Source organism: Streptomyces antnestii (assembly GCF_004005495.1).
Taxonomy (GTDB): Bacteria; Actinomycetota; Actinomycetes; order Streptomycetales; family Streptomycetaceae; genus Streptomyces; species Streptomyces antnestii.
Window position 1 is genome coordinate 116,876 of sequence record NZ_RZYA01000008.1, and the last position, 26,341, is coordinate 143,216.

The window sequence follows — 26,341 nt, forward strand, 5'->3', positions numbered from 1 at the left end:
TGACGCCCCCCGTGACACCCCCCATGACACCCCCCGAAACCAGCACACCAGCCCCGGCCCGATCACGCACGCCGGGGAAGAAGGTGGGTCCCCTCGGCATCAGATCCGCCGACGACACGTCCACGACGGCAGTCACGCCGCTGGCCGTAACTCCCGCGTCGGCGACCTTGGAGGGTGCCGTGCCACATGGCGCGGCCCCGGTCTGTGTGGATCAGCACCATTGCCTCCCGGCCACGTCCGGCCCAGGATCACTGGGCCACGGAACTCCAGGGACCGGGCAGGACCAACCCTCATGGTCGAGCACCGAGAGAAGACGGGCAGACCAGGCACACGTACACGACCGCATGCGGCACGCAAACACCGTTCCGGCCGCCACCCGACCGCCACTACATCGTGGCGACATTCGTACGGCTCATCCCAGACTCACCCACTCGGAGCGCCAGTGAACGACACCAGGCAGGGCATGGCGGCGACCACCCCTGATTCGACCCCTCACAGGCTGCCGGTCAAGACCCTCGTCGCGGCCAGCATCGGCAATGCGATCGAGTGGTACGACTGGACTGTCTACGCGACGTTCCTCATCTACTTCGCCACGCAGTTCTTTCCCTCCGACAACCCCGGGCTCGCCCTGGTGAACACGACCGCGACCTACGCGGTCGCCTTCTTCTTCCGCCCGATCGGCGGCTGGCTGCTGGGCCGCTTCGCCGACGTCCGCGGCCGTAAGGCGGCCATGATCCTGACCATCCTGCTGATGGCGGGCGGCTCACTGGCGATCGGCCTGCTGCCCACCTACGACCAGGTCGGCTGGCTGGCTCCGGTGCTGCTCCTGCTGGCCCGTATCTCCCAGGGCCTGTCGCTCGGTGGGGAGGTCTCCAACTCCTCCGCGTACCTGGCCGAGATCGCCCCTCAGGGCCGCCGCGGCCGGTACTCGGCCTTCTTCTACACCTCGACGGGCTCGGCGCTGCTGCTCGCCTCGCTGCTGGGGATGTTCCTTTCGACCACGCTGACCGACGCCCAACTACGCAGCTACGGCTGGCGTATCCCGTTCATCGTGGGCGGCCTCCTGGCGGTCGTCGGTGTGTACCTGCGGCGCACCATCTCGGAGACCGAGCAGTTCGAGCAGAACAAGGACAAGGCCGTACGCACGAAGCGGCCCCTGCTCACCACCGTCAAGGCCCACCCCAAGGCGGTGGGACAACTGGTCGGCATCACGCTGCTGAACACTCTCAACTACTACACGTTCTTCAGCGCTCTCACGCCGTACGCCGTGAAGTCCCAAGGAGCCGACGACAGCGACGTGTTCATCGCGCTCTCGGCCGGAACGGCGCTCTTCGTCGTGCTGCAGTATCCGTTCGGCAAGCTGTCGGACCGGTTCGGCCGCAAGCCGCAGCTGCTGGTCTGGTCCGCGGCCGTCGCCTGCCTCGTGATCCCGCTGTCCAGGCTCATCACCCCCGGTGCCGGGCTTCCACAGCTGCTTGTGGTCTTCTGCACGGGCCTTGGCCTGTACGCCCTGATGTCCTCCATCGCGCCGGCCATCATGAGCGAGCTGTTCCCGACCGAACTGCGTGGCGTGGGCATCGGCGCCTGGTACAACATCACGGTCGCGACATTCGGCGGGACCGCACCACTGGTGATCACCTCCCTGGCGAACGCCGGCCACCCCGAACTGTTCTTCGTCTACGTCACCGTCGGCGCGGTCATCGCATTCCTCACGATCCTCACACTGCGCGAGACCGCCCACGAACCGCTCCGCTGACCGCCCTCCTCAACCTCTTCACCGCAGCGCGTGTACCTTCCCGGCGCCGGCGGCCGGGTTCACCACGAGGGTGACGTGCGGCTCGTCCCGCTCAGCGAGCAGGGCGTGCCCTCCAGGAGGTGTCCGGAGGCCACGCCCTCCGGTCGGCTCAGGCGTGCCCAGGCACTCGTATCCGGGCCCGCACGAACGCTCATCTGCTGGTGAAGGCCGGTTGGACCAGGTCGGCCACACGCGTCGTGCGGCCCAGGAGCGCGACCTCCCGGAACTGCCACAGGAGAGCGCCCGTCGGGGCGTGCACCACCATCCCGCGGCGCAGCGGCATCTGGAGCAGCGACCGGCCGTCGGCATCCGTGTGCCAGCGCGGAATGTCCGGGTCGGTGAGCCGTCGCAGCGGAATGGGGTGCAGGGAGTGCACCTCGCGGCGGTCGCGTACGGGGCGTACGGGCTCGTGGGGGATCACTACCACCGGGGTGATGACGAAGCCCGAGTCGGTGACGAAGTCGTCGAGTACGCCTGCCACATCCGTCGGTGTCGCCTGGATGCCCGTCTCCTCGCCCAGTTCGCGCAGCGCGGCCTGTACGGGGGTCTCCGCACCGTCCAACCGCCCGCCGGGCAGGGCCCATTGCCCGGCGTTCCGGCCTCGGGGGGCCCGCTTGATCAGCAGTACGTGGGCCTCGCCCCGGTGGACGAGGAGGGTCACACATACGCCGGCGCGGCGGGCGTCCGGCGGTGCGGTGGCCTCGCGCCGCTCGAATGCCGCGAGATGGGTCCGGACCCGGTGTGCGACCTGAGCAAGACCGGTGAAGTCGGGTGGCTCGGCCGCTACTTCGGCGATCCCGGCGGTGCGGCCGCCGTCGACGGCACCAGCACCAGCACCAGCACCGGCACCGGCACCGGCACCGGCACCGGCACCGGCGGCAGTCGAACCGTGTGTGGTGTCAGACGTCGGCTCGGTCATGGAATCCTCCATCCGTTACAAGGAGTTCGCGCTCGATGAAGTCCAGCAGGACGCCGCGCATCCGTTCGGGGGTGGCTCCCGGTGCTCCCGTCAGCACCTGGATGGCCAGGCCGTCGGTGAGCGCGGTGAGGCCCAGAGCGAGCTGTTCGGCATCCGCGTCGGCCCGGAACTGGCCCTCTCGCTGTCCGCGGCGGACGATCCGCACGACGGCCTCCCGCCAGCGTGCGTAGAAGTCGTTGTGGATGGCCCGAAGTTCGGGGCGCAGCGCCGTCTCGGCCCAGAACTGCAGCCAGACCAGCCATTCGTCGTGAATCCGGCCCGGCAGTGGCAGCTGCATGTCGATGAGGGCCAGCAGCCGTGCGTGTGCGCCGTCCACGGATCTGAGTCTGTTGCTCTGGCGCTCGAAGGCGCACTCCACGCAGTGCCGCAGGGCCGCGCTCAGCAGGTCCTGCTTGGTGGGGAAGTAGTAGTGCACGGCGCCGCTGCTGGTGCCGCAGGTGCGTGCGATGTCGGAGATGCGTACGGCGTGATAGCCGTGTTCGGAGATCAGCTTCCAGGCAGCCTCGAGAAACTCGGCGCGGCGCCGCTCGTCACCCGTCCGTTCGGGGTCGGAGGCCGGATCCGGCTGCTGCTCGGCGGGCCCGGGGCCCTGCCCGTGCATCAGCCAGTCGACGCTCACCCCGCCGGCTGCGGCTACCGCGGACAGTTCGTCGGCGGTGAAGCGCCGGTTGCCTTTGAGCGACTTGGAGAGCTTGGTCGGTTCCAGGCCGATCCGGGCGGCGAACTCGCGGTGAGTGTCCGCGGCCACATCGATGACGTGGCGTACACGTTGCGCTGTCTCGTCCATGCTGCCGAACAGTAGGTTGATGTTGCTGAAATCGCAACACTCGTGCGTACAGCGCCTTGCGCCAGATCCTCTCGGGATCTGTAAATGCCCAGGTTGCTAGAGGTATTGACAGCATCCTCGACGAGTCCCAGAGTGAAGCTCAATTCCAACCGGCGCATCAGTCAGTCGAGATGCCCGGCCCGGGACATTCGGTCGCGTGTACCGCGACGCACGCATGTCAGGTCCCCCATCTTCCGGACCTCAGGCAGAGAAAGAGAGCACTGTGGGAACGACACCACTGCGCCCTGATGTGCACGACGACAAGGTCGTGCTGATCACGGGGGGAGGCACCGGCATCGGCCGGGCCGTTGCCATCGATTTCGCCGCCTGCGGGGCGCGGGTCGTGGTCTGCGGCCGTCGCCCCGGCCCCCTGGAGGACGTACGCGCCGAGATCGAGGCCGCCGGAGGCGCCTGCCTGGCCGTCCCGGCGAACATCCGCGAGGAGGGTGCGGTCACGCACGTCGTGGACGCCGCCCTCGCGGCGTTCGGCCGGATCGACGTCCTCGTCAACAACGCCGGCGGCCAGTTCACCGCCCCTGCCGAGGACATCAGCCCCAGGGGCTGGCGCGCGGTCCACGATCTCGCCGTCGACGCCGGCTGGGCCATGACCCGCGAGGTCGCGGTCCGCTCGATGATCCCGAACCGCTCCGGATACATATTCTTCATCGCGTTCTCTCCGCGACGCGGCATTCCGGGCATGGTGCATGCGACGTCCGCCCGCGCCGCCCTGGAGAACCTCGCTGCCGGACTGTCCTTGGAGTGGAGCCGCTACGGCATCCGCACCGTGTGCGTCGCCCCCGGCACCATCGCCACCGAGGGGATGGAGGACGCGTACTCCGAGGCGGACCGGCGCCGTTGGGAACAGGCGGTCCCGCTCGGCCGGCTCGGCCGCCCCGACGAGGTCTCCGGCCTTCTGACCTTTCTCGCGTCGCCCGGCGGCTCGTACATCACCGGCACGACGATCACCGTCGACGGCGGCACCGACGCCTGGGGTACCGGATATCCGGTGCCGGCCCTGGAGAACTCGAAGCACTCGAAGCACCCGACGGACCTCGACAGCCTGGACGCCCTGGAGGTGGCCCCGTGACCCTCACGCTTCCCGCAACCGACGCGATCACCGCCGCCTGCGGCCTCTCCGCGCTCTTCGACCCGGCCTCCGTCGCCATCATCGGCGCCAGCAACGACGAGACCAAGTACGGCAATTGGATCGCTGTCCAGGCGTTGCGCAGTACCCATGAGCGCCCCGTCCACCTGGTCAACAGGCGCGGCGAACCGGTGCTCGGCCGCGCCGTCCACCGCCGCGCCACCGATGCCCCGGGCGGCGTCCAGCTCGCCGTCATCGCCGTCCCCGCCGCGGGATTCGAGGAGGCCGTGGACGACGCGCTCGCCGCCGGCGCCCGCGCCATCGTGGGCATCACCGCGGGCTTCGCCGAGCTCGGCGAGGAGGGCCGGCAGCGCGAGGCAGCCCTCGCGGAACGTATCCGCCGGGCCGGCGCCGTCCTGCTGGGGCCGAATTGCCTGGGGGTGCTCGACACCACCAGCGGACTGCGGCTGGCGTCCAACGACATGCCCGCGGGCACAGTCGGATTCGTCTCCCAGAGCGGCAACATGGCCCTTGAGCTCAGCCGCCGTCTGGAGCGGGACGGGCTCGGCTTCTCCCGGTTCGCCTCCCTGGGAAACCAGGCCGACATCACCGCCGCCGACCTCATCCGCAGCTACACCGAGCACGACGGCACCGAGCTGATCGCCCTGTACTGCGAGGACTTCGGCGACGGACGCGCCTTCGCGCAGGCCGCGGCGGACGCCGTGCGGGCCGGGAAGCCGGTCGTGCTGCTGACCGTCGGCGCGGGCCAGGCGTCGATGCGCGGTGCCCGTTCCCACACCGGCGCACTCACCAGCGACTCGGCCGTCATCGATGCCGCATGCCGCGCGGCGGGCGTGGACCGCGTCACGGGCGTCGCCGAGCTCGCCCGGCTGCTGGGCACCCTGCACCGCAACCGCCGCGGCGGTGGGCGGCGGGTCGCGGTCATCGCGGACGGCGGCGGCCACGCCTCGCTCGCCAGCGACGTCGCCGAGGCGCACGGCCTGCTGGTCCCGGAGTTCGGCGACGCCCTCACCTCCGGTCTGGCCGCTGAGCTCCCGCCCTCCGCGGGCACCGCCAACCCCGTCGACCTCGCCGGGGCCGGAGAACAGGACATCACCTCCTTCGGCCGGGTCCTCGACCTGACGCTGAGCGCCGACGAGGTCGACGCCGTCCTGGTCACCGGCTACTTCGGCGGCTACGGAGGCTACGGCCAAGCGCTCGCGGACGCCGAGACGGCAACCGCCCGCGTGATGGCAGAGCGCATACGCGCCCACGGCAAGCCGGTCGCCGTCCACACCATGTACGCGGACCGGCCCGCGGCAAGGGAGCTGCACGACCAGGGCGTGAGCGTCTTCGGCTCCGTGGAACACGCTGCCCAGGTCCTCGGCCGGATCGCCGACCGCGCCGAGCGGCCCGTCCCGCACGTCCCGGTGCTGCCGCCGTCCGCGGAACCCGCTGCCGATGACGACTACTGGACCGCCCGCGAACTGCTGCGCAACGGCGGCCTCACCTTCCCCGCCGCCCGCCTGGTCCGCACCGAGGACGAGGTGGCCGCGGCCGCTGCGGAGATCGGCGGGCCCGTCGTCCTCAAGGCCATGGGGCTGCTGCACAAGTCCGACGCCGGCGGGGTCGCCCTCGGCCTCGCGGACGAGGCGGCCGTACGGGCCGCGCACGCCGACATGGCGCGGCGCCTCGCCCCGCCCGGCTACTGCGTCGAGGCCATGGCCGACACGGCCGACGGCGTCGAACTCATCGTCGGCGTACGGCGCGACCCCCGCTTCGGCCCGGTCGCTCTCGTCGGTCTCGGCGGCATCTTCACGGAAGTACTGCGCGACATCCGCCTCGCCCTGGCGCCCGTGACCGCCGCCGAGGCGGAGGAGCTGCTGGCCCGCCTGGCCGCCGCGCCCCTGCTGCGCGGGGTACGAGGCCGGCCCGCCGTCGACCTGGCGGCCGCGGCACGGGCCGTCGAGGCCATCACCGCCGTCGCCGCCGCCCACCCCGAGATCGCCGAGCTGGAGGTCAACCCCCTGCTCGTCACCCCGAAGGGGTGTCTGGGCCTGGACGCCCGCATCGTCCTCGGCTCCTGACCGCAGGGCCCCCGAGCCCCCGACGGCCGACGCCGGATCGGGACCACGGCCCCGGCGCCCGTCTGCACTTCCACCACCACGTACACCCGCCAGAACACATCACGAGGAGACACCCGGATGGACTTCGCCTATTCCCCGCGCCTGGCCGAGCTCAAGGAGCGCGCCGCCGCACTCGCCGACAAGATCGTGATCCATGAGGACGCCTGCGAGGCCGACAACGGACTCTCGCCCGAGGCGCTGCGCACCATCCGCGACGAGGTACTCGCCAGCGGACTGCAGGCCGTCAACATGCCGACCGAGTGGGGCGGCGCCGGTCTGACGATCCTGGAGCAGGTCGTCGTCCAGGAGGAGCTCGGCAAGCTCACCAACGCGCTGTGGGACACCGTCTGGCGGCCCGCCAACGCCCTGTCCGCCTGTACCCCCGAGCAGCGCGAGCGCTACCTCGTCCCCGACATCCTCGGGCAGCGCCGCGACGCCGTCGCCATCACCGAGGCCGACGCCGGCTCCGACCCGCAGGGCATCACCACCACCGCCACCCCGACCGCCGGCGGCTACCGCATCGACGGCGAGAAGTGGTTCGTCACGGTCGGCGATGTCGCCGACTTCTTCCTCGTCCTCGCCCTGGCCGGCGAAGAGAAGGCACCCACCCTCTTCCTCGTCGACAAGGACCTGCCGGGCATCCGCGTCAAGCGCGTCCCGCGCTACATGCACACCTTCGTCTACGAGCACCCCGAGTACATCTTCGAGGGCGTCGAGGTCGGCCGGGACGCGGTCCTCGGCGAGATCGGCGGCGGCTACGACCTGACGCGCAGCTGGTTCACGGAGGAGCGCCTGATGATCGGCGCCCGCACGGTCGGCGCCGCCGAGCGCGCCCTCGCCCTGGCCACCGAGTGGGCCCGCGAGCGGATTCAGGGCGGAGAGGCCCTGATCGAGCGTCAGTTGATTCAGGCCATGCTGGCCGACTCGGCCGTCGACATCGCCGTCAACCGCGCCTTCGTCCACCAGGTGGCCTGGGAGTTCGACCAGGGCGGCGACCGCAAGACCCTGCACGCCAAGGCGGCCATGGCCAAGCTGTCCGCCTCCGAGGCCGCGGGCCGGGTCGTCGACCGGGCCGTGCAGATCTTCGGCGGCCGTGGCTACATGCGCGACTACCCCGTCGAGCGGCTCTACCGCGAACTGCGCGTCGACCGCATCTGGGAGGGCACCTCCGAGATCCAGCGCCTCGTCATCGCCAACGAGATCAGCAAGCGCGGCCTCGGCATGCTCGACTTCCCGACGACCGCAAGCGCCCAGGTGTGAGCGCCGGCACCGTCGAGATCCGGCGCAGCGGCAGCACCGCCGTGCTGACGCTGCGCCGGGAGGCGAAACTCAACGCCCTCTCCACCCACCTGGAACGCGCGCTGCTGCGCGCCCTGGACGACAAGGCCGTCACCACCAGCCGCGCCGTCGTCCTCACCGGCGGCGACAAAGTCTTCTCCGCGGGCGCCGACACCGGAGAGCTGCGCGAGATGACCCCCGAGGCCATCACCGCGTACTACCGCGACTCCGGAGCGGTGTACGAAAAGGTGGCCGCGCTGCCGCAGCCCACCGTCTCCGCCATCGCCGGCTACTGCCTCGGCGGCGGCCTCGAACTCGCCCTCGCCACCGACTTCCGCGTCGCGGACCCCACCGCGCAGCTCGGACTGCCCGAGGTCGGCATCGGCATCCTGCCCAGCTCCGGCGGCACCTACCGGACGGTCCGCGCCGTCGGCCCGGCCCGCGCCCGCGAACTCGTCCTGCGCGGACGCCGCTTGACGGCCGCCGAAGCTCACGCGTGGGGCCTGCTCACCGAGGTCAGCGAGCAGGGCGCGCACCTCGGCCACGCCCTGCGGCTCGCCGAGGAACTGGCCGCACTCCCCCCGCTCGCGGTCGCCGTCACCAAGCGCGTCATCGACGTCGCGGCGGATTCACCCCGCGAGTCCTCCCTGCTCCTTGAACAGCTCGCGTACGCGTCCCTCAACCAGGCAACCCACCCACCCACCGAGGACCCGACATGACCGTCACCTCGAACTCGCCCCAGGCGGCGGCTGTGCCCGCCGCCGGGGGCCGCCCGGTCATCGAGACCCGCTCCATCGACTACGTCCCCCTCGCCGAGCGCCACGGCAAGGTGTGGCATCTCTTCCCTGTGTGGTTCGCCGGCGACGCCCACCTGGCCACCGTCGCCACCGGCGCCATCGGTGTCGCGCTCGGCGGCAATCTGATCTGGACGGCGATCGCCGTCGTCCTCGGCTCCGCCTTCGGCTCGTTCTTCATGGCCTTCCACTCCACCCAGGGCCCGCAGCTGGGGCTCCCGCAAATGGTGCAGTCCCGCCCGCAGTTCGGGTTCGTCGGCGCCCTGCTGGTGTGGATCACCGCGCTGGTGACGTACATCGGCTACACCGCGTTCAACCAGATCCTGGTGGGCCGCACACTGGAGCATCTGGCCCAGGTGCCCAACTCGGCGAGCTACATCGGCTACGCGGTGGTGGGCATCGTGCTGGCGGTGGTCGGCTACGACTTCATCCACCGGGCGTCACGCTGGCTGACGTATCTCATGTTCGTGGCACTGGTGGTGTTCTCCGTGGGCATCATCGCGGTGAACCCGTTCAGCCCGGCCCAGCTCGACCTGGGCTCGTTCGCCCTCGCGCCCTTCCTGGTCCAGTTCTTCACCGCGGCGGTCTACCAGCTGTCCTGGTCGATCTACGTCTCCGACTACTCCCGCTACCTGCCGCCGACGGTGGGCGTGCGCTCCTCGTTCTGGTGGACGTATCTGGGTGCGACCATCGGCGGTGCGTGGATGATGCTGGTGGGCACCGTGGCGGCCGGGCTGTTTCCGAAGCTGGCCCTCGTCGAGTCGGTCATCTCCGCGGGTGACGAGGTCTTCCACGGGTTCGGCATGGCGCTGCTGCTGGTCTCGGTGGTGCCGTTGATCACCATCGGCACGCTCAACTTCTACGGCGGCAGCCTGACCCTGCTGTCCAGCATGGACTCGGTCCGGCAGATCCGGCCCACGGTGGCCAAACGCGTGGCCACGCTGGTCGTCATAGGCACGCTGTCCACCGCGATCGCCTTCAGCTCGGACGAGACGTTCCTCCATGAGTTCGAGCACTTCCTGGTCGTGCTCGGCTATCTCTTCACCCCGTGGACGGCGATCAACCTGGTCGACTTCTATGTGGTGCGCAAGGGCCACTACTCGATCCGGGAGATCTTCAACCCGCGGGGCATCTACGGACGGTGGAGCTGGCGCGGTCTGGTCTCGTACGGCGTCGGGTTCGCCTCGATGATGCCGTTCGCGATCGTGGGCGACAGCATGGGGCCGGTGGCGCGGTGGATGGGCGGCCTGGACATCACCATGATCGTCGGCCTGGTCGTCTCGGCCGGCCTGTATCTGCTGGTCTGCCGGTCCCTTGATCTGCCGGCCGAGCGGGCCGTGGTCGACACCGCCGACGACGGCCTGGACCCGGACGTCCCGGCCGGTACGTCCCTCACGGCGCACGCCGGGTGAGCACGGCCGTCCCCGTGCCCTTCGGTACGCCGGTCCCGCAGGCGGAGCCCTTTTGGGTGCCCCTGCGGGACGGCGTCCGGCTGCACACCGAGGTCTACCTGCCGCCGTCACCCATGAGGCTTCCGGCTGTGCTGATCCGGACGCCGTACGACAAGACGCACCCGGACACTCTGCTGCCGGACATCGCCGCCAGACTCAGCGAGGCCGGACTGGCGGTGGTGACGCAGGACGTCCGCGGCAAGATCCGCTCCGAGGGCGTGCCGGCACCTTTCACCTCCGAGGTCGGTGACGCCTGGGACACACTCGAGTGGATCATCGCGCAGCGCTGGTCGAACGGCACGGTGGGCTGCTGGGGCAACTCCTACTACGGCTACACCGCCTGGGCCGCGGTCGCCGCGGGCCACCCGGCCGTCAGAGCGCTCGTCTCACGCCTGACCACCACGGACATCAGGGGTGAACTGCTCCACAGCAACGGGGTGTTCAGGCTGGGGCCCATGGTGGAGTGGCTGACCTCCACCTGGGCCGGCCGCGCCAATGTGGTGCCCGGCCCGGACTGGTCCCGGCGGCCGTTCGCCCAGTTGCTCGACGGGCTTCACACCATGCCCTGGGTGCTGCCACCGGCCGAGTGGGCCACTGCGCCGCCGGGCGACCGACGCTGGCAGCAGCTGGCGTTCGGCGGCCGGGCCGCGGGGCACGGACGGGTGCCCACCCTGCACTGGACGGGCTGGTACGACCTGTTCCGGAGCGGCCAGCTGCGCGACTGGCGGCGGGCCCGACAGGTGGCACGCACACCGCAGTATCTGGTCGCGACCGCCACCGACCACCAGGACGATGTGCTCACCGCGAGCGGACGCAGCCCGGACCACCTCACCGATCCGGCCGCCCGTGAGGCCATGCTGGACCGTTCGCTCGGCCCGGTGATCGACTTCTTGCTGCGGTACCTCGGAAAGGGCGTACCCCGGTCGCCCTCGCCGGCCGTCCGTTGGGAGAGCACGGGAGCCGGGGTGCGATCGGCCCCGTGCTGGCCGCCGCCCGGCGCGGCCACGGTACGACTCCACCTCGCCGACGCCCCCGCCGCGGCGGCAGGCCCGGAGGGCGGAGCACTGTCGCCGCACCCCAGCCGCACGCCGGGCCGGGCGAACTGGGAACACGACCCCGAGAACCTCGTACCGACCACCGACCTCAACTGGTGGCGTCCCCTGCTCGCGCTGCCCGACGAGCGAAGCATCGAGCGGCGGCCCGACGTGCTGACCTTCACCGGCTCCGCCCGGCGGCACCCGCTGCAACTCGCCGGCCCCGCCCGCCTGGTGCTGCCGGCCACCTCCACCGCGGCCGTGAGCCACCTCGTCGTCAAGCTCTGCGATGTGGCACCTGACGGCACCAGCAGACGCATCCTCGAGGCGCCGTACCGGATGTCCGGCGGTATCGAGGCGTGGCACCGGGCACACATCGAACTCGGTGACACCGGACACCGGCTCGACCCGGGACACCGGCTCCGGATCCAGGTGGCATCCAGCTGCTTCCCGCTGTACCTCCCGCACACCGGCGGAACCGAAGACCCGTGGCGGGCACGCCGCGCCGTCGGCAGCACCCAGCGGCTGATGGTCGGCGGGCAGGACGGCGCGTACCTGGAACTCACCGTGCTGCCCGCCACACATACACCCCCAACCGCCGAGACCGACGGTGTCGGCCACCAGTGAAAGGACCGGTGACCGCATGGACACCATCTGCCGGATAGGCGTCGTGGGCGCCGGACACATGGGCTCGGGGATCGCGGAGGTCTGTGCAAGGGCCGGGCTTGACGTCCTCGTCGGCGAGACCGGACCGGATGCGCTCGCTGCTGGGCGGCGGCGCATCGAGCAGTCACTGGCACGTGGCGTACGCAGCGGAAAGCTGTCGGACGCGGACCGCGAGGAAGCGCAGGCCCGGGTGCGCCTCACCACCGACCTCGGTGAGTTCTCCGACCGGGACCTGGTCGTCGAAGCCGTCGCGGAGACGGAGCGGCTCAAGGTCGACATCTTCGCCACCCTGGACAAGGTCGTCGAACGCAGGGACGCCATCCTCGCGTCCAACACCTCATCGATACCGATCACGAAGCTCGCCATGGCCACCACCCGGCCCGAACAGGTCGTCGGTATCCACTTCTTCAACCCGGTCCCGGTGCTTCCCCTGGTCGAACTCGTGCCCTCGCTGCTCACCGGCGAACGGACCCGGCAGCGCGCGGAGGGCTTTGTCACCGGCGTACTGGGAAAGCAGGTCATCCGCTCGACGGACCGCGCCGGCTTTGTGGTGAACGCGCTGCTCATCCCCTATCTGCTGTCCGCCGTCCGCATGCTGGAATCCGGCTTCGCCTCCGCCGCGGACATCGACCAGGGCATGGTGCTCGGCTGCGCACACCCGATGGGCCCGCTGGCGCTCGCCGACCTGATCGGACTCGACACCACGCACGCGATCGCCGAGTCGATGTACGCCGAGTTCAAGGAGCCGCTGTACTCTCCGCCCCCGCTGCTACTGCGCATGGTCGAGGCCGGCCTGCTCGGCAAGAAGACCGGCCGCGGCTTCCACGACTACGCGGGCACTTGAGAAGCAGACAGCCGCTCGTCCCGTCATGCCCACCGGCCCCGACGTCATCCCGACCGTTCGGCCGATGATCACTGTCCGTCAGAAGCTGCTGGTGGCCTGCGACATGGCGCATGACGTACGTTTCGGCGTGATCAACATTTCAGGAGCAAGCCATGTCTCTCTTCATCCCAGACTTCGACGAGACCGTCGTCGTACGCGCTGCTGACGCCGAACTGACAGGGGCGGGTGGCCCGGTGACCAACCAGCTGCTCGTCGACAGCCCCGCCACGGGCGGTGCGCTCTCCAGCATGCGTGTCACCCTCGGCAAGGGCGCGAACGGCGCCCGCCCGCACCACCACGGCAAGTCCGCCGAGATGTTCTACGTCCTCGATGGCACCGCCCAGTTGCTGTCCGGCGATCAAGTGGTCACCGCGGAGCGCGGAGACGTGGTCGTCGTACCGCCCGGCACACAGCATGCCTTTGCCGCCGCGCCAGGCGAGATCGCGGACATGCTCGTCATCATCACGCCCGGAGTGGAGCGCTTCGAATACTTCCGCCACCTCGAACGCATCCGCTACGGCAAGGTGCCGCCGGAGAGCCTTCTCGAAGTCCAGGAACTGTACGACTCCTACTTCGGGACCAGCGCGGTCTGGGACGCCGCACGCGGATAACCCGGAGAGTACGGATCAACGTGCCGAGTGCTGCCGCGATGTCCGCGGGGCGCGGTCGGCGGCGCGTCGCCGGGCACGTTCACCACCCGCTTCACCGAGCTGGTCGGCATGCCGGTGTGCGTGGCGAAGCGAGTCTCAAGACCGGTCAGGAATGGAGAAGCCCTGGCCACCGCGCGGCCCCTAACGTGATGGCCATGGCAACCACCGCTTCCACCGCAGCCCACACGTCCCTCGCGTCCGTCACCCTCGAGGTGGCCGACCTCGAGGCCGCCCGCCGCTTCTACACCGCCTTCGGCGTGGACACGTACATACGCCTGCGGGCGTCCGAGGCGCACTCCACCGGATTCCGCGGCTTCACCCTGGCGCTCACGGTGTCCGGGCCGGCCACCGTCGACAGCTTCGTCGGCGCCGCCGTGGACGCCGGCGCCACGGTGCTGAAGCCCGCCGCGAAGTCGCTGTGGGGCTACGGCGGCGTCGTCCAGGCCCCGGACGGGACGATCTGGAAGATCGCGACCTCGGCGAAGAAGGACACCGGCCCCGCCACCCGCGAGATCGACGAGGTCGTCCTGCTGCTCGGCGTCGAGGACGTGAAGGCCACCAAGCAGTTCTACGTCGGCCGGGGCCTGAGCGTGGCCAGGAGCTTCGGCGGCAAGTACGCCGAGTTCACCGCCGACGAGTCAAGCCCCGTCAAGCTGGCCCTGTACAAGCGCAGCGGCCTGGCCAAGGACCTCGGCGTCCCTGCCGACGGCACCGGCTCGCACCGCATCGTCCTCGGTAGCACCGCCGACACCTTCGCCGACCCGGACGGATTCGCCTGGGAGGCCGCCGCGTCGCTCGCCCCCACGCCGTCCTGACTCCCGGCCCCCGCCCGCCTGCCCCTGTACGAAAGGAAAACTGCCATGCCGTCCACGAAGTCGCCCGCCGAGGACTCCGGCACGACCACCGAGAAGTACAACGGATTCACCGCCGACGAGCGGGCCGCGATGAAGGAGCACGCACGCGAGGAGAAGAAGGCGGCGGCGCGGCGCAGTTCGTCCCGGGCGGAGAAGGAGGCGGCGGCGGAGCGGGACGTGCTCGCGAAGATCGCCGAGATGCCGGAGGCGGACCGCGTCCTCGCCGAGCGGATCCACGCCATCATCAAGACCGCCGCTCCGGACCTCGCGCCCAAGCTCTGGTACGGGATGCCCGCGTACGCCAGAGACGGCAAGGTCGTCTGCCACTTCCAGAGCGCGGAGAAGTTCAAGTCGAGGTATGCCACGCTCGGCTTCAGCGACGAGGCGGCACTCGACGACGGCGCCATGTGGCCGACCACCTACGCCGTGAGGGAGCTGACCGCGGCCGACGAAGAGCGCATCAGCGCGCTTGTCAGGAAGGCAGTGGGCTGAGGCCGGCCAGGGCAGAACCGGTGGGCAACGCGACCGCGCCGTGGAAGATGGAGAACCGGCGCCTCACTACCTGCGTCAGCCCCTCATGTCGTGGCGGCTGATGACCACGGTGACGGGTCCTTCGTCCGGATCGGCCTCGATCAACCGCACGATGACGATGCTCTTCTCGTCAGGGCTCCGGACGCAGAAAGGACGTTCGTCGGCCAGGTCGTCGAGCGGGAGCGTGGTCACCGGTTCGGTCTCGATGCCCCGTAGGCAGTCGGCGGGGCTCAGCACGTATCCGGCGGCGACAAAGGCATCGCTGTCCTTCGGAAAGACGAACTCGCCCTCGGTCACCGCCAGATACCAGTCGGCGGATTCGGCCGGGACGGCCTTCCCGGCCGCGAGATCGAATTCGTAGTCGGAGTCGCGGGCGGTGAGTTCGGCATACGAGGAGTCTCCCGCCGCGGCCTTGCGGTGGTCCAGGAAGTAGTAGGCCGTGCCGGCGAAGGCCACGAGCAGCGCGGCCGCGAGCACCGTCACGACCCGTCGGCGGACTCGGGGCCACCTCCGAAGGGGAGCACTCCCCCGGCCACGTACGCAGCGAGCACGCCGAGGGCGAAGACATCGGTCGCCGGGGTCACCGTCTGCCCCATCGCCTGTTCCGGTGCCATGTAGGCGGCGGTGCCGATGCGCAGCCCGGTGCCGGTCAGACCGATGGCGTCGGCCGCGCGGGCGATGCCGGAGCGCTCACGACGGCTGGCTCGGTCGCCGCGCGAAGCGTCGAAGCGTCGAAGCGCCGAGCGGCGTGATCACCAGCGGTGCGCTACCCACCCGCCCACAAGCCCGTCACCCGCTTCCGCCATCCACTTCGGGCACCCACCCCTTCTTTGACTGAATTTTCAGTTTGTGCCAGAGTCGAAGCAGCGATCGGATCCGTCCACGCCGACCCTCACGATCAACGGAGCTCACCGTGTCTCCCCTTCACCCCACCCGCCGTACAGCCCTTCGCACGCTTACCGGAATCGGTGCCGGCATCCTCGGCGCCTCGGCCTGCGGCCCCGGTGACCAGGACACGGCGGCGAAGGGACTGCGCATGGGCGCCGAATGGGAGAGTCACGCACGCACCTTCATGTCGTGGCCCGCCCTGCAGTCGGTGTGGGGCGAGGACCTCCCCTACGTACGCGAGGACATCGCCCGCGTCGCCCGTGCCATCGCGGAGTACGAGTACGTCGTGATGATGGCGAGGCCCGACCAGCAGAGGGCCGCTCAGAAGGCGTGTGGGCGCGATGTCGAGGTCATCCCGCTGGAGGTCGACGACCTGTGGGCCCGCGACACCGTGCCGGTGTTCGTGGAGGACGACGGCAAGGTCACCGGCGTCGACCTCAACTTCAGCGGCTGGGGCAACAAGCAGACACACGCCAATGACGCCCAGGTGGGCCGCACACTGCTGGCGAAGTACGGCATCCCGCGCCGGAAGGCTCCCCTGGTCGCCGAGGGCGGCTCCTTCGAGACCGACGGCGAGGGCACCCTCCTCATCACCGAGAGTTCGATCGTCAACGAGAACCGCAACCCCGGAAAGAGCCGGGACCGGATCGAGGCCGAGATCAAGCAGACGCTGGGCATCAAGAAGGTGATCTGGCTGGCCGGCGTGCGCGGCGAGGACATCACCGACGCGCACGTGGACAGCCTCGTACGGTTCACCGCACCCGGCGTGGTGCTCCTCGACACGGCGCACCCCGACACACCCCCGGATTCCTGGTCGCGCTCGTCCGACCAGGCGAGGGCCGTGCTCAGCAAGGCGACCGACGCCAAGGGCAGGCCCTTCGAGATCATCGATCTGCCGCAGCCCGACCTGTACGAGATCACCGGCGAGGGCGACGACTTCGTGTCGACGTACGCCAACTTCTACGTCGCCAACGACTCCGTGTTCATGCCCAAGTTCGGGGACCGCAAGGCCGACAAGCGCGCCCGGAGCATCCTGCAGGAGCACTTCCCCAAGCGCGACATCGTGCAGGTCCAGATCGACACCATCGCCTCCGGGGGCGGCGGCATCCACTGCTCCACCCACGACGAACCCGGCAAGCCGGTCGACTGACCCACGGCCTGCCCCACGGAACGGTTGTGCATGAATGCCGCGGAGCCGGCCGGGACAGCCCGGGTCTCGAAGGCGGGACCCGGGCTGGTTGCTCAGGAGTTGGGTTCCTGCATCGTGACGCAGTGCGCGCCGCCGCCCCCGTTGCCGTAGAGGTTGTCGAGGTCGAGCTGGATGACGGGTCTGCCGTAGGCGGCCTCGATGGCCGCCTTTGCCGCCTCGTCCTTGGTGGTGTCGCCGAACTGGGTGGTGATCACCGCTTGGTCGGTCACCGCCCAGTTCATATAGGAGCTGAGGAACTGCTTCTGCTTGCCCGCCGGTATCCGGGGCAGGGTGTCGGGGCCTTCGATGGTGAGGACCTGCAGTTGCCGCCCCCTGGCGTCGGTGGAGTTCACCAGCACGTCGTGGATGGCCTGGGCGTTGGCGGTCCAGACGTCCGGCCGCACCGCGCCCGCCAGTTGCACCATCACCACGCCGGGCTTGATGTAGCGGGCGGTCCCGTCGATGTGGCCGTCGGTGACATCCTTCCCGGTGACGCCCGGCAGCCAGATCATCTTCGAGGCGCCGAACCGGGAGAGCAGCTCCGCCTCGATCTGATCGCGCGTCCTGCCGGGGTTGCGGTTGCTGTTCACCCAGCAGCTCTCGGTCGCCATCAGGGTGCCGTCGCCGTCGTACTCCACGCCGCCGCCTTCGCCGACCACGTCCGCCCTGACGAACGACGCGCCCGCGTAGGCGGCGACCTGCTGTGCGACCGTGCGGTCCTTGTCGTAGGCGGAGGCCGGGATGCCGTAGAAACTCGTGGCGTTCTCGCCCCAGGCGTTGAAGTTCAGGCCGAAGGAGTCCAGGCCGCCGGTCCCGTCCACCCGGAACAGCGGGCCGGTGTCCCGCATCCAGCAGTCCGAGACGGGAATCGAGCTGATCACCGTGACCGTGGGCCCGCAGATGGTGCCGGCCCGCGCCGCGGCCGTCGGGCCGTCCGCGCACATGATGACCGGCTCGTAGGTGGCGATCGTCCTGGCGAGCTTGGCGATGTCGGCCTGGATCAGGGACAGGCTGCTGCCCCAGATCGTGGAGCTGGACGGCCAGGCCATCCAGGTCCGCTTGTGCGGCGTCTCTTCCCCGGGCACGCGCCAGGACCCCGCGGCCCGGGCCGGCTGAACACCGCCGAGTACCGGCGCGGCCACCAGCGCGGCCGCGGCCGCTCCGGTCCGGGTCAGCAATGTCCTGCGGCTGATGCCCGCTCTGTCGCCGTCGTACTGTGTCTTCACGTGGTGCTCCTCTTCGCAGAAGTTCTGTACGTGCAGGCCGAGTTGCTCAGTGGAGCGCTTCCAGCAGCCCCTCCTCCTGGACCATCCGGCGTTCGGTTGCCAGATCGAGGCTTCGGGCGAAGGCCCAGTAGAGGCCGCCGGCCACCGGCAGGCCGACGAATACCGAGCAGTCGACTCCGCCGAGGCGCTCCGCGACAGGCCCGACAAAGAGGCCGGTGACGACCATGAACGGGACCATGCAGGCCAGACCGATCACGTAGGCGAGGTTGCCGCGCCAGCCCCACCGGCCGTAGATGCCGTCCGGGTTGAAGATCTCCTTCACGACGTACTGGCCGCGGCGGACGAAGAAGAAGTCGACCAGATTGATGGCCGTCCAGGGGATGAACAGGTAGGTCAGCACCACCACCACGTTGGCGAAGAACCAGTTGAACCGGTCGATGCCGACGAGGGTGGAGATCGCCCCGACCGAGACCAGCATGATCCCGATGGTCGTGACCCGGATGGCCCGCGTCGGCTTCACCGGACGGAACGAGTCGACGATGGAGATCATGGTGAGGCTGCCGCCGTACTGGTTGATCGCCATGATCGAGAGCAGCCCGACCAGCAGCACCACGACCGCGACCGTGCCGAATCCGCCGAACAGCCGGTCGGCCGCGAGTTTCAGCGCGGTCACCGGGTCGGTGCCCTCGGGGGCTCCGGCCGAGACCACGGCACCGAGGAGGAACACCCAGATCCCGGAGATCGCGCTGGGCAGGTAGGTCCACCAGAAGGTGCTGCGCACGGGGACGTCGGGTCTGAGGTAGCGCGAGTAGTCCGAGACGTACGGCGCCCAGCCCAGCTGGAAGCCGGCGACGAACACGAACACCAGCATGAACGGGGCGAGTTCGAAGGGGCCCGCGTCCCAGACGCCGCGCGGCAGCCCGCCGCCGAACAGGGCGGCCACCGTGATGACGGCCGTGACCACGACGAAGGGCCAGGTGAGCCACCGGTTCAGCCGGTGGATCCACTCGTATCCGTACAGGGCGATCACCGTCGCGACCGCGGCGGCGAGCAGATAGCCGAGCCAGTTGGGGATCCCGGTGAGCAGGTTCATGGCCTGGCCGGACAGCAGGGCGTCCGAGGTGTTGAAGCCGATGTAGTTGACGAGGGCGAACACCCACACGGTGAGCGCGGCACCCAGGTAGCCGAACTGCGGCCGTGACTGCACCAGTTGGGGCAGGCCCAGCTGGGGACCCTGGGCCGAGTGGAACGCCATGAAGAACGTGCCGAAGAGCGAGCCGAGGACGGTGGCGACCACCGTCCAGACGAGCGAGGCCCCCATGGAAAGCGTCACGACGCCGGTCGCCAGGCCGGTGAGGTTGAGACTGCCGACGAACCAGATGGCGCCCACGCTCGAGGGTTTGCCGTGCCGTTCCTCGAGGGGCACCCAGTCGATAGAGTGCTGTTCAATACCCGCAAGTGGTGCGGAATCATGCGCCTGCGTGGTGCCATGCCCCATGTGGGCTGCTCCTGTCCTGGGGTGCCTACGTGAATGCGTTCAGCGCCAGATGACCGTGCGGCGCCGATGGAGTGCGCTCACCTTAGGGACTGACGGAAATTTCAGTCAACATCCCCAACGAATCAACTTGGGGCATGAGGCTGCCCAAGAGGAACGTCAGAGTGCCCGGCGGGCGGCGGCGATCGCCTCGGGGTCCCAGCCGGGCCGCGGCACGGACTCCAACAGGAGTCGCGTATAGGGGTGTTGCGGTGCGGCCAGCACCTCGGCCGTGGGCCCCGCCTCGACGACGCGGCCCTGGCGCATGACGATGACCTCGTCGGTGACGCACCGGACCACGCCGAGGTCGTGGGTGATGAACAGGTAGCCGATCCGGGTCTCCTCCCGGATGTCGGCGAGCAGGTTGAGGATCTGCGCCTGTACGGAGACGTCGAGCGCGGCGACCGCCTCGTCGAGGACGAGGACGGCCGGTTCGACGGCGAGGACACGGGCGATGGCGACGCGCTGGCGCTGGCCGCCGGAGAGCTGCCGTGGGCGTGCGTCGGCGGCGCGGGTGCCCAGGCCGACCTGGTCGAGGAGCTCGCGGACGCGCCGGTCGTGGTCGGTGCGGGGGAAGTGCAGGCGCAGGGTTTCGCGCAGGACGTCTTCGACGCTCGTCCGGGGATCGAGGGAGAGGTACGGGTCCTGGAAGACCATCTGGACCTCGCGGGCCCTGGCCAGGCGCTGGGCCCGGCCGCGGCTTCGCGCGCCGCGTTCCCGGCCGCGTACGCGGACCTGGCCGGCGTCGGCCCTTTCCAGTCCGACGATGATCCGGGCGGTGGTGGTCTTGCCGGACCCGGATTCACCGACGATGCCCAGGGAGCCGCCCTCGGGGAGCGTGAAGGAGACATCGTCGACGGCGCGGACGTCCGCGAAGGCGCGGTGGAGACCGACGGCCTCCAGTACGTGCTCAGACATCGACGGGGCTCCCTTCGAGGCGGTCGGTGTGATGGCAGGCGGCCCGGTGGTCCGGCAGGTCCGGTGCGTGGAGCGGCTCGGGGGCCTGCCGCTCGCAGATTTCCATGGCCAGGGGACAGCGGGCGGCGAACGGGCAGCCGTGCGACTCCTGTCGCAGGTCCGGGGGTTGGCCGTCGATGGCGGCAAGCCGTCCCGCAGGGGCTTCCAGACGCGGGGTGGAGGCGAGCAACGCTGCGGTGTAAGGGTGTCGGGGCTGCGCGAAGAGGACCTGCGCGGGTCCGCTCTCCGCGATCCGTCCGGCGTACATGACGTAGACGCGGTCACTGATGGCGGCGGCGAGGTCCAGGTCGTGGGTGACGAAGAGCAGGCCGGTGCCGAAGCGTTCGCGCAGTTCGGTCAGCAGGGCGATGACCTCGGCCTGAGTGGTGACGTCGAGCGCGGTGGTCGGTTCATCGGCGAGCAGGAGGGCCGGATCTCCCATCAACGCGGCCGCGATCATGACGCGTTGGAGCATGCCGCCGGAGACCTGGCCGGGGTACTTGTGCAGCGCGGAGGCGTCAAGGCCGACGGCCTGGAGGAGTTCGGTGGCTCGGGCGGTGGCGTCCGGGCGGCTCATGCTCCTGGTCAGCGTGACGCTCTCGATGAGGAAGTCACCGATGCGGCGCAGTGGGTTGAGGGCGGCGCGGGGGTCCTGGAAGATCATGGCCACCGTGTTGGTGCGCAGGGCGCGCAACTGGTCGGCGTTCATGGTGAGGACGTCCTGGCCTCCCACGCGGACGGCGCCCTCGACGGTGGCGCCGGGCGGCAGCAGGTTCAAGGCGCTGCGCGAGGTGAGCGTCTTCCCGGACCCGGACTCGCCGACGAGGGCGACGGTCTCGCCGGCGCCGACGTGCAGGTCGATGCCGTCAAGGACCGGGCGGGCGGTGCCGGGCAGGCTGATCCGCAGCCCTTGGATGTCGAGTGTGTACGTGGATGTGGCCGGGTCCACCGCATTCATGGGGTCTTCCTTCATGGGGCCCTCATTCATGGGGTCCTCCTGGCGACGTGGTCGGCCCAGCGCTCGCCCACCACGTTGAAGGCGACGACGGTCAGCACGATGAACACGCAGGGCCAGATCGCCGACAGCGGGTAGCCGTGCTGGATGGCGGTCTGGCCGTCGAAGACCATGCGGCCCCAGTCCGGGGTGAGCGCGGGGATCCCGAGGCCGAGGAAGGACAGGCCGGCGAGGTCCATGAGGGCGTAGCCGAAGTTGATCGTGGACTGGGCGAGGACGACGGGGGCGATGTTGGGCAGGATGTGGCGCAGGCAGATCTGGAGCGCCGAATGGCCCTGGACCTGGTAGGCGTTGACGTAGGGGCGTTTGCGTTCGGCCAGGACGAGGGAGCGGGTCAGTCGGCTGACGTAGGGCAGGTAGGCGATGGAGAGGGCGACGACGGGAGCCAACAGCCCTTCTCCGTAGACCGCGATGATCAGGATCGCCAGGAGCATCCCGGGGAACGCGAAGACCAGCTCGGTGCTGCGCGACAGGACCGAGTCGAGCCAGCCGCCCCGCCAGCCCGCCGCCATACCGACCGCGACACCGGCGAGTGTGGAGAAGACCACGACCCCGAGCGGTCCCAACAGCGAGGTGCGGGCACCGAGAAGGAGCCGGGAGAGGGTGTCGCGTCCGGCGGCGTCGACGCCGAGCCAGTGCTCCGCGGAAGGAGCGGCCATCGCGTTGCCGAGATCGACCACGTTGGGGTCGTAGGGCGCGAGCCATGAGGCGAGGAGCGCGGCAGTGGTGACCAGGGCGACGAAGGCGAGGCAGATCAGGTACAGCGGGGGCCCGGCGGCGCGGATCCTGGAGAGGCCGGGGCGGCGGGTCAGGACGGCGGTCATACGGAGGTACTCCTCGTTCCGAGGGCGATCCGCGGGTCGACCAGGGGCAGCAGCAGGTCGACGATCAGGTTCACGGCCATGAAGAGAGCGACGATGATCAGGGAGATGGCCTGGACGGTCGGGAAGTCCTTTGTCGTGGTGGACAGTTCGAGGAGCTGGCCGACGCCGCCGATGCTGAAGGCGGTCTCCACGAGGATCGTGCAGATCAGGAGCGTGGAGACGATCAGTCCGCCGGTGGTGAGGACGGTGCCCAGGGAGTTGCGGAAGACGTGGCGGCGGATGACCTGGCGCTCGGGGACGCCGCGGCTGCGGGCGACGGTGACATGTTCGCTGTCGAGGGCTTCGAGCATGGTGGAGCGGGTCACCCGGGCGAGCATGCCGATCAGGTAGAGCGCCAGGGCGATCGCGGGGAGCGTCAGGTGCCAGAGTTCGTCGCCGAAGCCGTCGCCGGCACCGCTGCTGGGGAACCATCCCAGCTTCACGGCGAACAGGCCCTGCAGCAGTACGGCGGCGACGAAGGACGGGGTCCCGACGGCGAGCGTGGTGCCGACCAGGACGGTGGAGTCGATGCCGCCGCCGCGCACGGCGGCGATCCAGCCCAGTGCCAGGCCGATCACCGCGACCACGACCAGCGCCATCATGACGAGCAGCAGCGTGGTGGGGAGACGGTCGGCCAACAGCCGTGAGACGTCGGTGCGGTAGGTGATGGACCGCCCGAAGTCTCCCCGCACGATGTCGCCGAGCCAGTGCAGGTACCGGACGAAGAACGGGTCGTCCAGGTGGTACTGGGCTTTGATCGCGGCGAGGGCCTGCGGTGAGGCGGAGCGTCCTGAGAGCAGGAAGCTGGCCGGGTCGCCCGGCGCCAGGTACATGGCGCCGAACACCACGAACGACGCGCCGAGCAGGGTGGCCGCCATCTCCGCAAGGCGGCGTACGGCGAATCTCAGGAAGCTCACTTCGCGGCCCCCACGTCGGCGGCCCACGGGTAGTACATGTAGGAGATGGTGGTGGGGGCGCCGGTGATCCTCTTGTTGAGGAAGACCGACGTGGGCCACTCGGCGACCGGTATCCACAGCACCTTGTCTGCGGCCTGCTTCTGCAGTTCGGCCTCGATCTTCATCCGCGGTTCCCGCGGGTAGACGGCGGTTGCCTGGTCTACGAGCTTGTCGTAACCCTTGTCGCTGTAGCCGGCGAAGTTCAGGTAGGCGCCGGTCTTGAAGTCCGCCAGGAGGTCCAGCGGGTCGCTGATGTTGTAGTACGAGGTGTACGGGAAGAGGTCGATGCCCTCGCGCGCCTTGGGGTCGGTGAACAGGGCCGTGAAGGCGTTCGGGGCGATGGTCTTGAGGCGGATGTTCAGGCCGATCTGAGTGCCGGCCGCCTGGACCGCGGTGGCGAGGAGGGAGACGTCCTGGCCGATGGGACTGGTGGCCACGGTCAGGGTCTTGCCGGTGGCACCGGCCTCCTTGATCAACGCCCTGGCCTTCTCGATGTCCTGTTCGGCGGGCGGCAGCGCACCAAGGGCGGCCTTCCGGGTCGGCTCCGAGGCCGCGGCCCAGACGGCTCGCGGGGTGATCGAGCTGCTGCTGGTGCCCGCGCCGCCGAGCCCGGCCCTGACGAACCCGGAGCGGTCCATGGCCAGGGACAGTGCGCGGCGTACGCGGACGTCGCCGAGCGGGCCCCGCATGTTGGTGACGTTGACGTTGACCGTGGTCAGCCCCTCGCCGAAGTACAGGGAGCCCACGCCGCTGTCGCGCAGACGGCCATAGCTCTCGGTGGGGATCAGGTAGCCGCCGTCGGCCTCCCCGCTGAGCATGGCGTTGGTGCGCGCGGAGGGGTCGGTCAGAATCCGGAACACGACCTTCTTGGACTTGGCCTTCCTCCCCCAGTAGCCGTCGAAGCGATCGAGCTCGATCGACTGCCCCTTGTCCCAGGCACCGAGCTTGAACGGCCCGGTACAGGCGAGGCCCCCGGAGGTGCCGTAGTCCTTGCCCGCCGCCTCTACGCCGGCCTTGGAAGCCACCACGCCCGCGGCGGTCGCCATGTACTGCGGGAACTGGGAGTCGGGCTTTTTGAGCTTGACGGTGACCTGCAGAGGGCCCGTCTTCCGTATGGAGGCGACGTTCTGGAAGACCTGGGCCCAGGCCGCGGCGTTCTTCGGGTCCATCTGGCGGCCGAGGCTGTAGACGACGTCGTCGGCCGTCATCTCCTTGCCGTTGTGGAATCGCACCCCCGCGCGCAGATCGTAGACCCAGGTCCTGGGGTCGGGGTTGGACGCCTTCTTCGCCAGGCCCGGCTCCATGGCGAGCCCGGGCGTCCAGCGCATCAGGCTCTCGCACACGTTGGACAGGATGGTGTTCTGCGGGTAGTCGAACGCCGCCGTGTAGTCGAGCGTGGGCGGTTCCGCGTAGACGGCCCAGGTGAACGAGTCGATCTGGCCGCGGGCCTCGGGCGTGGACGCCGACAGTTTGAAATCGCTGCCGGTGCCGGAGTCCTTGGGCGGTCCTGAGCAGGCCGCGACGGCGGCGAGGCAGGTCAGGGCGACTGTCGCCGTCACTGCCATCCGTCCGGGGGGACGTCTCCTGTCGCGGAGTTGAGGAGTGGTCATCGTCACGTACTCGATTCAGGCGGTGGCGGGTACGGCAGATATGGCGGGTACGGCGGGGATCTGCTGGGTGATGCAGTGGACACCACCGCCACCGAAAGCGATCACGGGCGCCCGCACCCCGACGACCTTGCGCCCGGGATACGCGCCGGCGATGACCGCGAGGGCGTCGGCGTCCTGGGGGACACCGGCCACGGGGACGACGACGCCGCCGTTGGCCACGTAGTAGTTGAGGTAGGACACCTCGACCTGGCCCTCGGCCATGTCGACGAACGCGGTCTGCGGGAGGTCGATGATCTCGAACGACCGGCCGTGAGCGTCGGTGGTGGCCTCAAGTACCGCGCGGTTGGCACGCATCCGGGCGTAGTCGGGGTGGTCGGGGTCGTCGGGCAGGGAGAGGACGACCTTGCCGGGAGCGGCGAAGGCGCAGGCGCCGTCCACGTGCCCGTCGGTTTCCGTATCCAGGAGACCGCCGTACGGGAGCCACACGACCTTCTCGACGCCGAGCCGGGACTTCAGCTCGGTCTCGATCTCGTCCCGCTTCAACCCCGGGTTCCGGTTCGGGTGCAGCAGACACTGCTCCGTGGTGATCAGCGTGCCCTCGCCGTCGACGGTGATCGCCCCGCCTTCCAGGATCATGTCGGAGGCGATGCGCTCGACGCCGAGGTGCTCGAGCAGCAGGGCGCTCACCCGGTCGTCGGAGTCGTACGGGTGGTGCTTGCGGCCCCAGGCGTTGAAGCGGAAGTCCACTCCGGCGCGGTTGCCGTCACCGTCGAGCACGAAGAGCGGGGCGGAGTCACGGAACCACGAGTCGTCCTGCGCCATCTCCACGACGGTGACCCCGTCGCCGCACCTGGTCCGCGCGTCCTCGCCGTGGCCGGGCGGCGCGACCATGGTCACCGGCTCGAACTCGGCGATCGCGCGGGCGACGTTCGCGTACTCCTCCTTGGCGTCGTCCAGCACGCCGCCCCACAGGTCCTCACGCACCGGCCAGGCCATCAGGCACCCCTCGTGCTCGGACCACTCGGCAGGCATACGGAATGCAGTCATCACGGATCTCTCTTCGTTTCGCATCTGATCCCGACTGAAAATTCAGTCAAGAGAAGGGGCAAGCCTTTGAGAATTCGGCCGGCAGCGGCAGATTCAGAGGAGGTG

The 26,341-nt window shown here is 69.8% G+C and carries 24 protein-coding genes and 2 pseudogenes; 13 read left to right on the forward strand and 13 right to left on the reverse strand.

The window, feature by feature from the left end; all coding sequences use genetic code 11:
* Nucleotides 1-442 precede the first annotated feature (442 nt).
* On the forward strand, nt 443-1,756 hold the full coding sequence (locus tag EOT10_RS18705; protein WP_223281059.1) for an MFS transporter: 1,314 nt from the start codon (nt 443-445) through the stop codon (nt 1,754-1,756).
* 24 nt (nt 1,757-1,780) lie between these two features.
* Here EOT10_RS18705 and EOT10_RS41995 read toward each other — a convergent pair.
* The 3 genes and pseudogenes from EOT10_RS41995 to EOT10_RS18725 form a co-directional block, all read right to left on the reverse strand.
* Nucleotides 1,781-1,864 (reverse strand): annotated as a pseudogene (locus tag EOT10_RS41995) (GNAT family N-acetyltransferase); the annotation flags it as partial.
* 82 nt (nt 1,865-1,946) lie between these two features.
* A complete protein-coding gene (locus EOT10_RS18715) occupies nt 1,947-2,714 on the reverse strand; it encodes an NUDIX hydrolase (protein WP_223281060.1) in 768 nt (255 codons plus the stop codon).
* Nucleotides 2,695-3,561, reverse strand: coding sequence for a TetR/AcrR family transcriptional regulator (locus EOT10_RS18725; protein WP_127829378.1), 867 nt, complete (start codon nt 3,559-3,561; stop codon nt 2,695-2,697). Before EOT10_RS18725 ends, EOT10_RS18715 begins: the two co-directional genes overlap by 20 nt.
* Nucleotides 3,562-3,823: 262 nt before the next feature.
* On the opposite strand from EOT10_RS18725, the gene EOT10_RS18730 reads away from it, so the two are divergent.
* From EOT10_RS18730 to EOT10_RS18780, 11 genes and pseudogenes are all read left to right on the forward strand, one after another.
* Complete coding sequence (locus EOT10_RS18730) at nt 3,824-4,687, forward strand: SDR family oxidoreductase (protein WP_223281061.1); 864 nt, start codon at nt 3,824-3,826, stop codon at nt 4,685-4,687.
* Entirely contained in the window at nt 4,684-6,771 is a 2,088-nt protein-coding gene (locus tag EOT10_RS18735) for an acetate--CoA ligase family protein (protein WP_223281062.1), read from the forward strand. Before EOT10_RS18730 ends, EOT10_RS18735 begins: the two co-directional genes overlap by 4 nt.
* Before the next feature lie 117 nt (nt 6,772-6,888).
* Nucleotides 6,889-8,070 carry an acyl-CoA dehydrogenase family protein gene (locus tag EOT10_RS18740; protein WP_127829380.1) on the forward strand — a complete coding sequence of 394 codons (1,182 nt, stop codon included), beginning with the start codon at nt 6,889-6,891 and terminating at the stop codon, nt 8,068-8,070.
* The gene (locus EOT10_RS18745) at nt 8,067-8,807 is read left to right on the forward strand and encodes an enoyl-CoA hydratase/isomerase family protein (RefSeq protein ID WP_127829381.1); all 741 of its coding nucleotides are present in this window, start codon (nt 8,067-8,069) and stop codon (nt 8,805-8,807) included. The genes EOT10_RS18740 and EOT10_RS18745 overlap by 4 nt, the downstream gene beginning before the upstream one ends.
* Nucleotides 8,804-10,294 (forward strand): purine-cytosine permease family protein, encoded by a 1,491-nt coding sequence (locus EOT10_RS18750; protein ID WP_127829382.1) that lies wholly within the window; start codon nt 8,804-8,806, stop codon nt 10,292-10,294. The genes EOT10_RS18745 and EOT10_RS18750 overlap by 4 nt, the downstream gene beginning before the upstream one ends.
* Entirely contained in the window at nt 10,291-11,994 is a 1,704-nt protein-coding gene (locus tag EOT10_RS18755) for a CocE/NonD family hydrolase (protein WP_127829383.1), read from the forward strand. Before EOT10_RS18750 ends, EOT10_RS18755 begins: the two co-directional genes overlap by 4 nt.
* A gap of 16 nt (nt 11,995-12,010) precedes the next feature.
* Nucleotides 12,011-12,877, forward strand: a complete 867-nt coding sequence (locus EOT10_RS18760) for a 3-hydroxybutyryl-CoA dehydrogenase (protein WP_127829384.1) — start codon at nt 12,011-12,013, stop codon at nt 12,875-12,877.
* Nucleotides 12,878-13,029: 152 nt separating this feature from the next.
* Nucleotides 13,030-13,527, forward strand: coding sequence for a cupin domain-containing protein (locus EOT10_RS18765; protein ID WP_127829385.1), 498 nt, complete (start codon nt 13,030-13,032; stop codon nt 13,525-13,527).
* A gap of 51 nt (nt 13,528-13,578) precedes the next feature.
* Nucleotides 13,579-13,716: pseudogene (locus EOT10_RS42000) on the forward strand (AraC family transcriptional regulator); the annotation flags it as partial.
* Nucleotides 13,716-14,381: a VOC family protein gene (locus EOT10_RS18775; RefSeq protein WP_127829386.1), complete on the forward strand. Its 666-nt coding sequence runs from the start codon at nt 13,716-13,718 to the stop codon at nt 14,379-14,381. The pseudogene EOT10_RS42000 and the gene EOT10_RS18775, both read left to right, overlap by 1 nt.
* A gap of 45 nt (nt 14,382-14,426) precedes the next feature.
* On the forward strand, nt 14,427-14,912 hold the full coding sequence (locus tag EOT10_RS18780; protein ID WP_127829387.1) for an iron chaperone: 486 nt from the start codon (nt 14,427-14,429) through the stop codon (nt 14,910-14,912).
* A 75-nt stretch (nt 14,913-14,987) separates the two neighbouring features.
* Here the strand turns inward: EOT10_RS18780 and EOT10_RS18785 are convergent, their stop codons facing one another.
* Both EOT10_RS18785 and EOT10_RS43160 read right to left on the reverse strand, forming a co-directional pair.
* Nucleotides 14,988-15,434, reverse strand: coding sequence for a hypothetical protein (locus tag EOT10_RS18785; RefSeq protein ID WP_127829388.1), 447 nt, complete (start codon nt 15,432-15,434; stop codon nt 14,988-14,990).
* Nucleotides 15,431-15,565, reverse strand: coding sequence for a hypothetical protein (locus tag EOT10_RS43160; RefSeq protein WP_262985420.1), 135 nt, complete (start codon nt 15,563-15,565; stop codon nt 15,431-15,433). Before EOT10_RS43160 ends, EOT10_RS18785 begins: the two co-directional genes overlap by 4 nt.
* Before the next feature lie 299 nt (nt 15,566-15,864).
* Here EOT10_RS43160 and EOT10_RS18795 point away from each other — a divergent pair, with 299 nt between their 5' ends.
* Nucleotides 15,865-16,989, forward strand: a complete 1,125-nt coding sequence (locus EOT10_RS18795; protein WP_127829390.1) for an agmatine deiminase family protein — start codon at nt 15,865-15,867, stop codon at nt 16,987-16,989.
* Between the two features lie 92 nt (nt 16,990-17,081).
* On the opposite strand, the gene EOT10_RS18800 is transcribed toward EOT10_RS18795, so the two are convergent.
* The 8 genes from EOT10_RS18800 to EOT10_RS18835 all read right to left on the reverse strand — a co-directional run bounded on the left by EOT10_RS18800 (nt 17,082) and on the right by EOT10_RS18835 (nt 26,236).
* Nucleotides 17,082-18,254, reverse strand: a complete 1,173-nt coding sequence (locus EOT10_RS18800; RefSeq protein WP_127829391.1) for an agmatine deiminase family protein — start codon at nt 18,252-18,254, stop codon at nt 17,082-17,084.
* A 46-nt stretch (nt 18,255-18,300) separates the two neighbouring features.
* Entirely contained in the window at nt 18,301-19,752 is a 1,452-nt protein-coding gene (locus EOT10_RS18805) for a purine-cytosine permease family protein (RefSeq protein ID WP_127829392.1), read from the reverse strand.
* A 156-nt stretch (nt 19,753-19,908) separates the two neighbouring features.
* Nucleotides 19,909-20,706 (reverse strand): ABC transporter ATP-binding protein, encoded by a 798-nt coding sequence (locus tag EOT10_RS18810; RefSeq protein WP_127829393.1) that lies wholly within the window; start codon nt 20,704-20,706, stop codon nt 19,909-19,911.
* Entirely contained in the window at nt 20,699-21,718 is a 1,020-nt protein-coding gene (locus tag EOT10_RS18815) for an ABC transporter ATP-binding protein (RefSeq protein WP_223281063.1), read from the reverse strand. Before EOT10_RS18815 ends, EOT10_RS18810 begins: the two co-directional genes overlap by 8 nt.
* Before the next feature lie 11 nt (nt 21,719-21,729).
* Nucleotides 21,730-22,584, reverse strand: a complete 855-nt coding sequence (locus EOT10_RS18820; RefSeq protein ID WP_127829394.1) for an ABC transporter permease — start codon at nt 22,582-22,584, stop codon at nt 21,730-21,732.
* Nucleotides 22,581-23,540 (reverse strand): ABC transporter permease, encoded by a 960-nt coding sequence (locus EOT10_RS18825; RefSeq protein ID WP_127829395.1) that lies wholly within the window; start codon nt 23,538-23,540, stop codon nt 22,581-22,583. Before EOT10_RS18825 ends, EOT10_RS18820 begins: the two co-directional genes overlap by 4 nt.
* Nucleotides 23,537-25,144 carry an ABC transporter substrate-binding protein gene (locus EOT10_RS18830; protein ID WP_223281064.1) on the reverse strand — a complete coding sequence of 536 codons (1,608 nt, stop codon included), beginning with the start codon at nt 25,142-25,144 and terminating at the stop codon, nt 23,537-23,539. The genes EOT10_RS18825 and EOT10_RS18830 overlap by 4 nt, the downstream gene beginning before the upstream one ends.
* 60 nt (nt 25,145-25,204) lie before the next feature.
* Nucleotides 25,205-26,236, reverse strand: a complete 1,032-nt coding sequence (locus tag EOT10_RS18835; protein ID WP_127829396.1) for an agmatine deiminase family protein — start codon at nt 26,234-26,236, stop codon at nt 25,205-25,207.
* Nucleotides 26,237-26,341 lie beyond the last annotated feature (105 nt).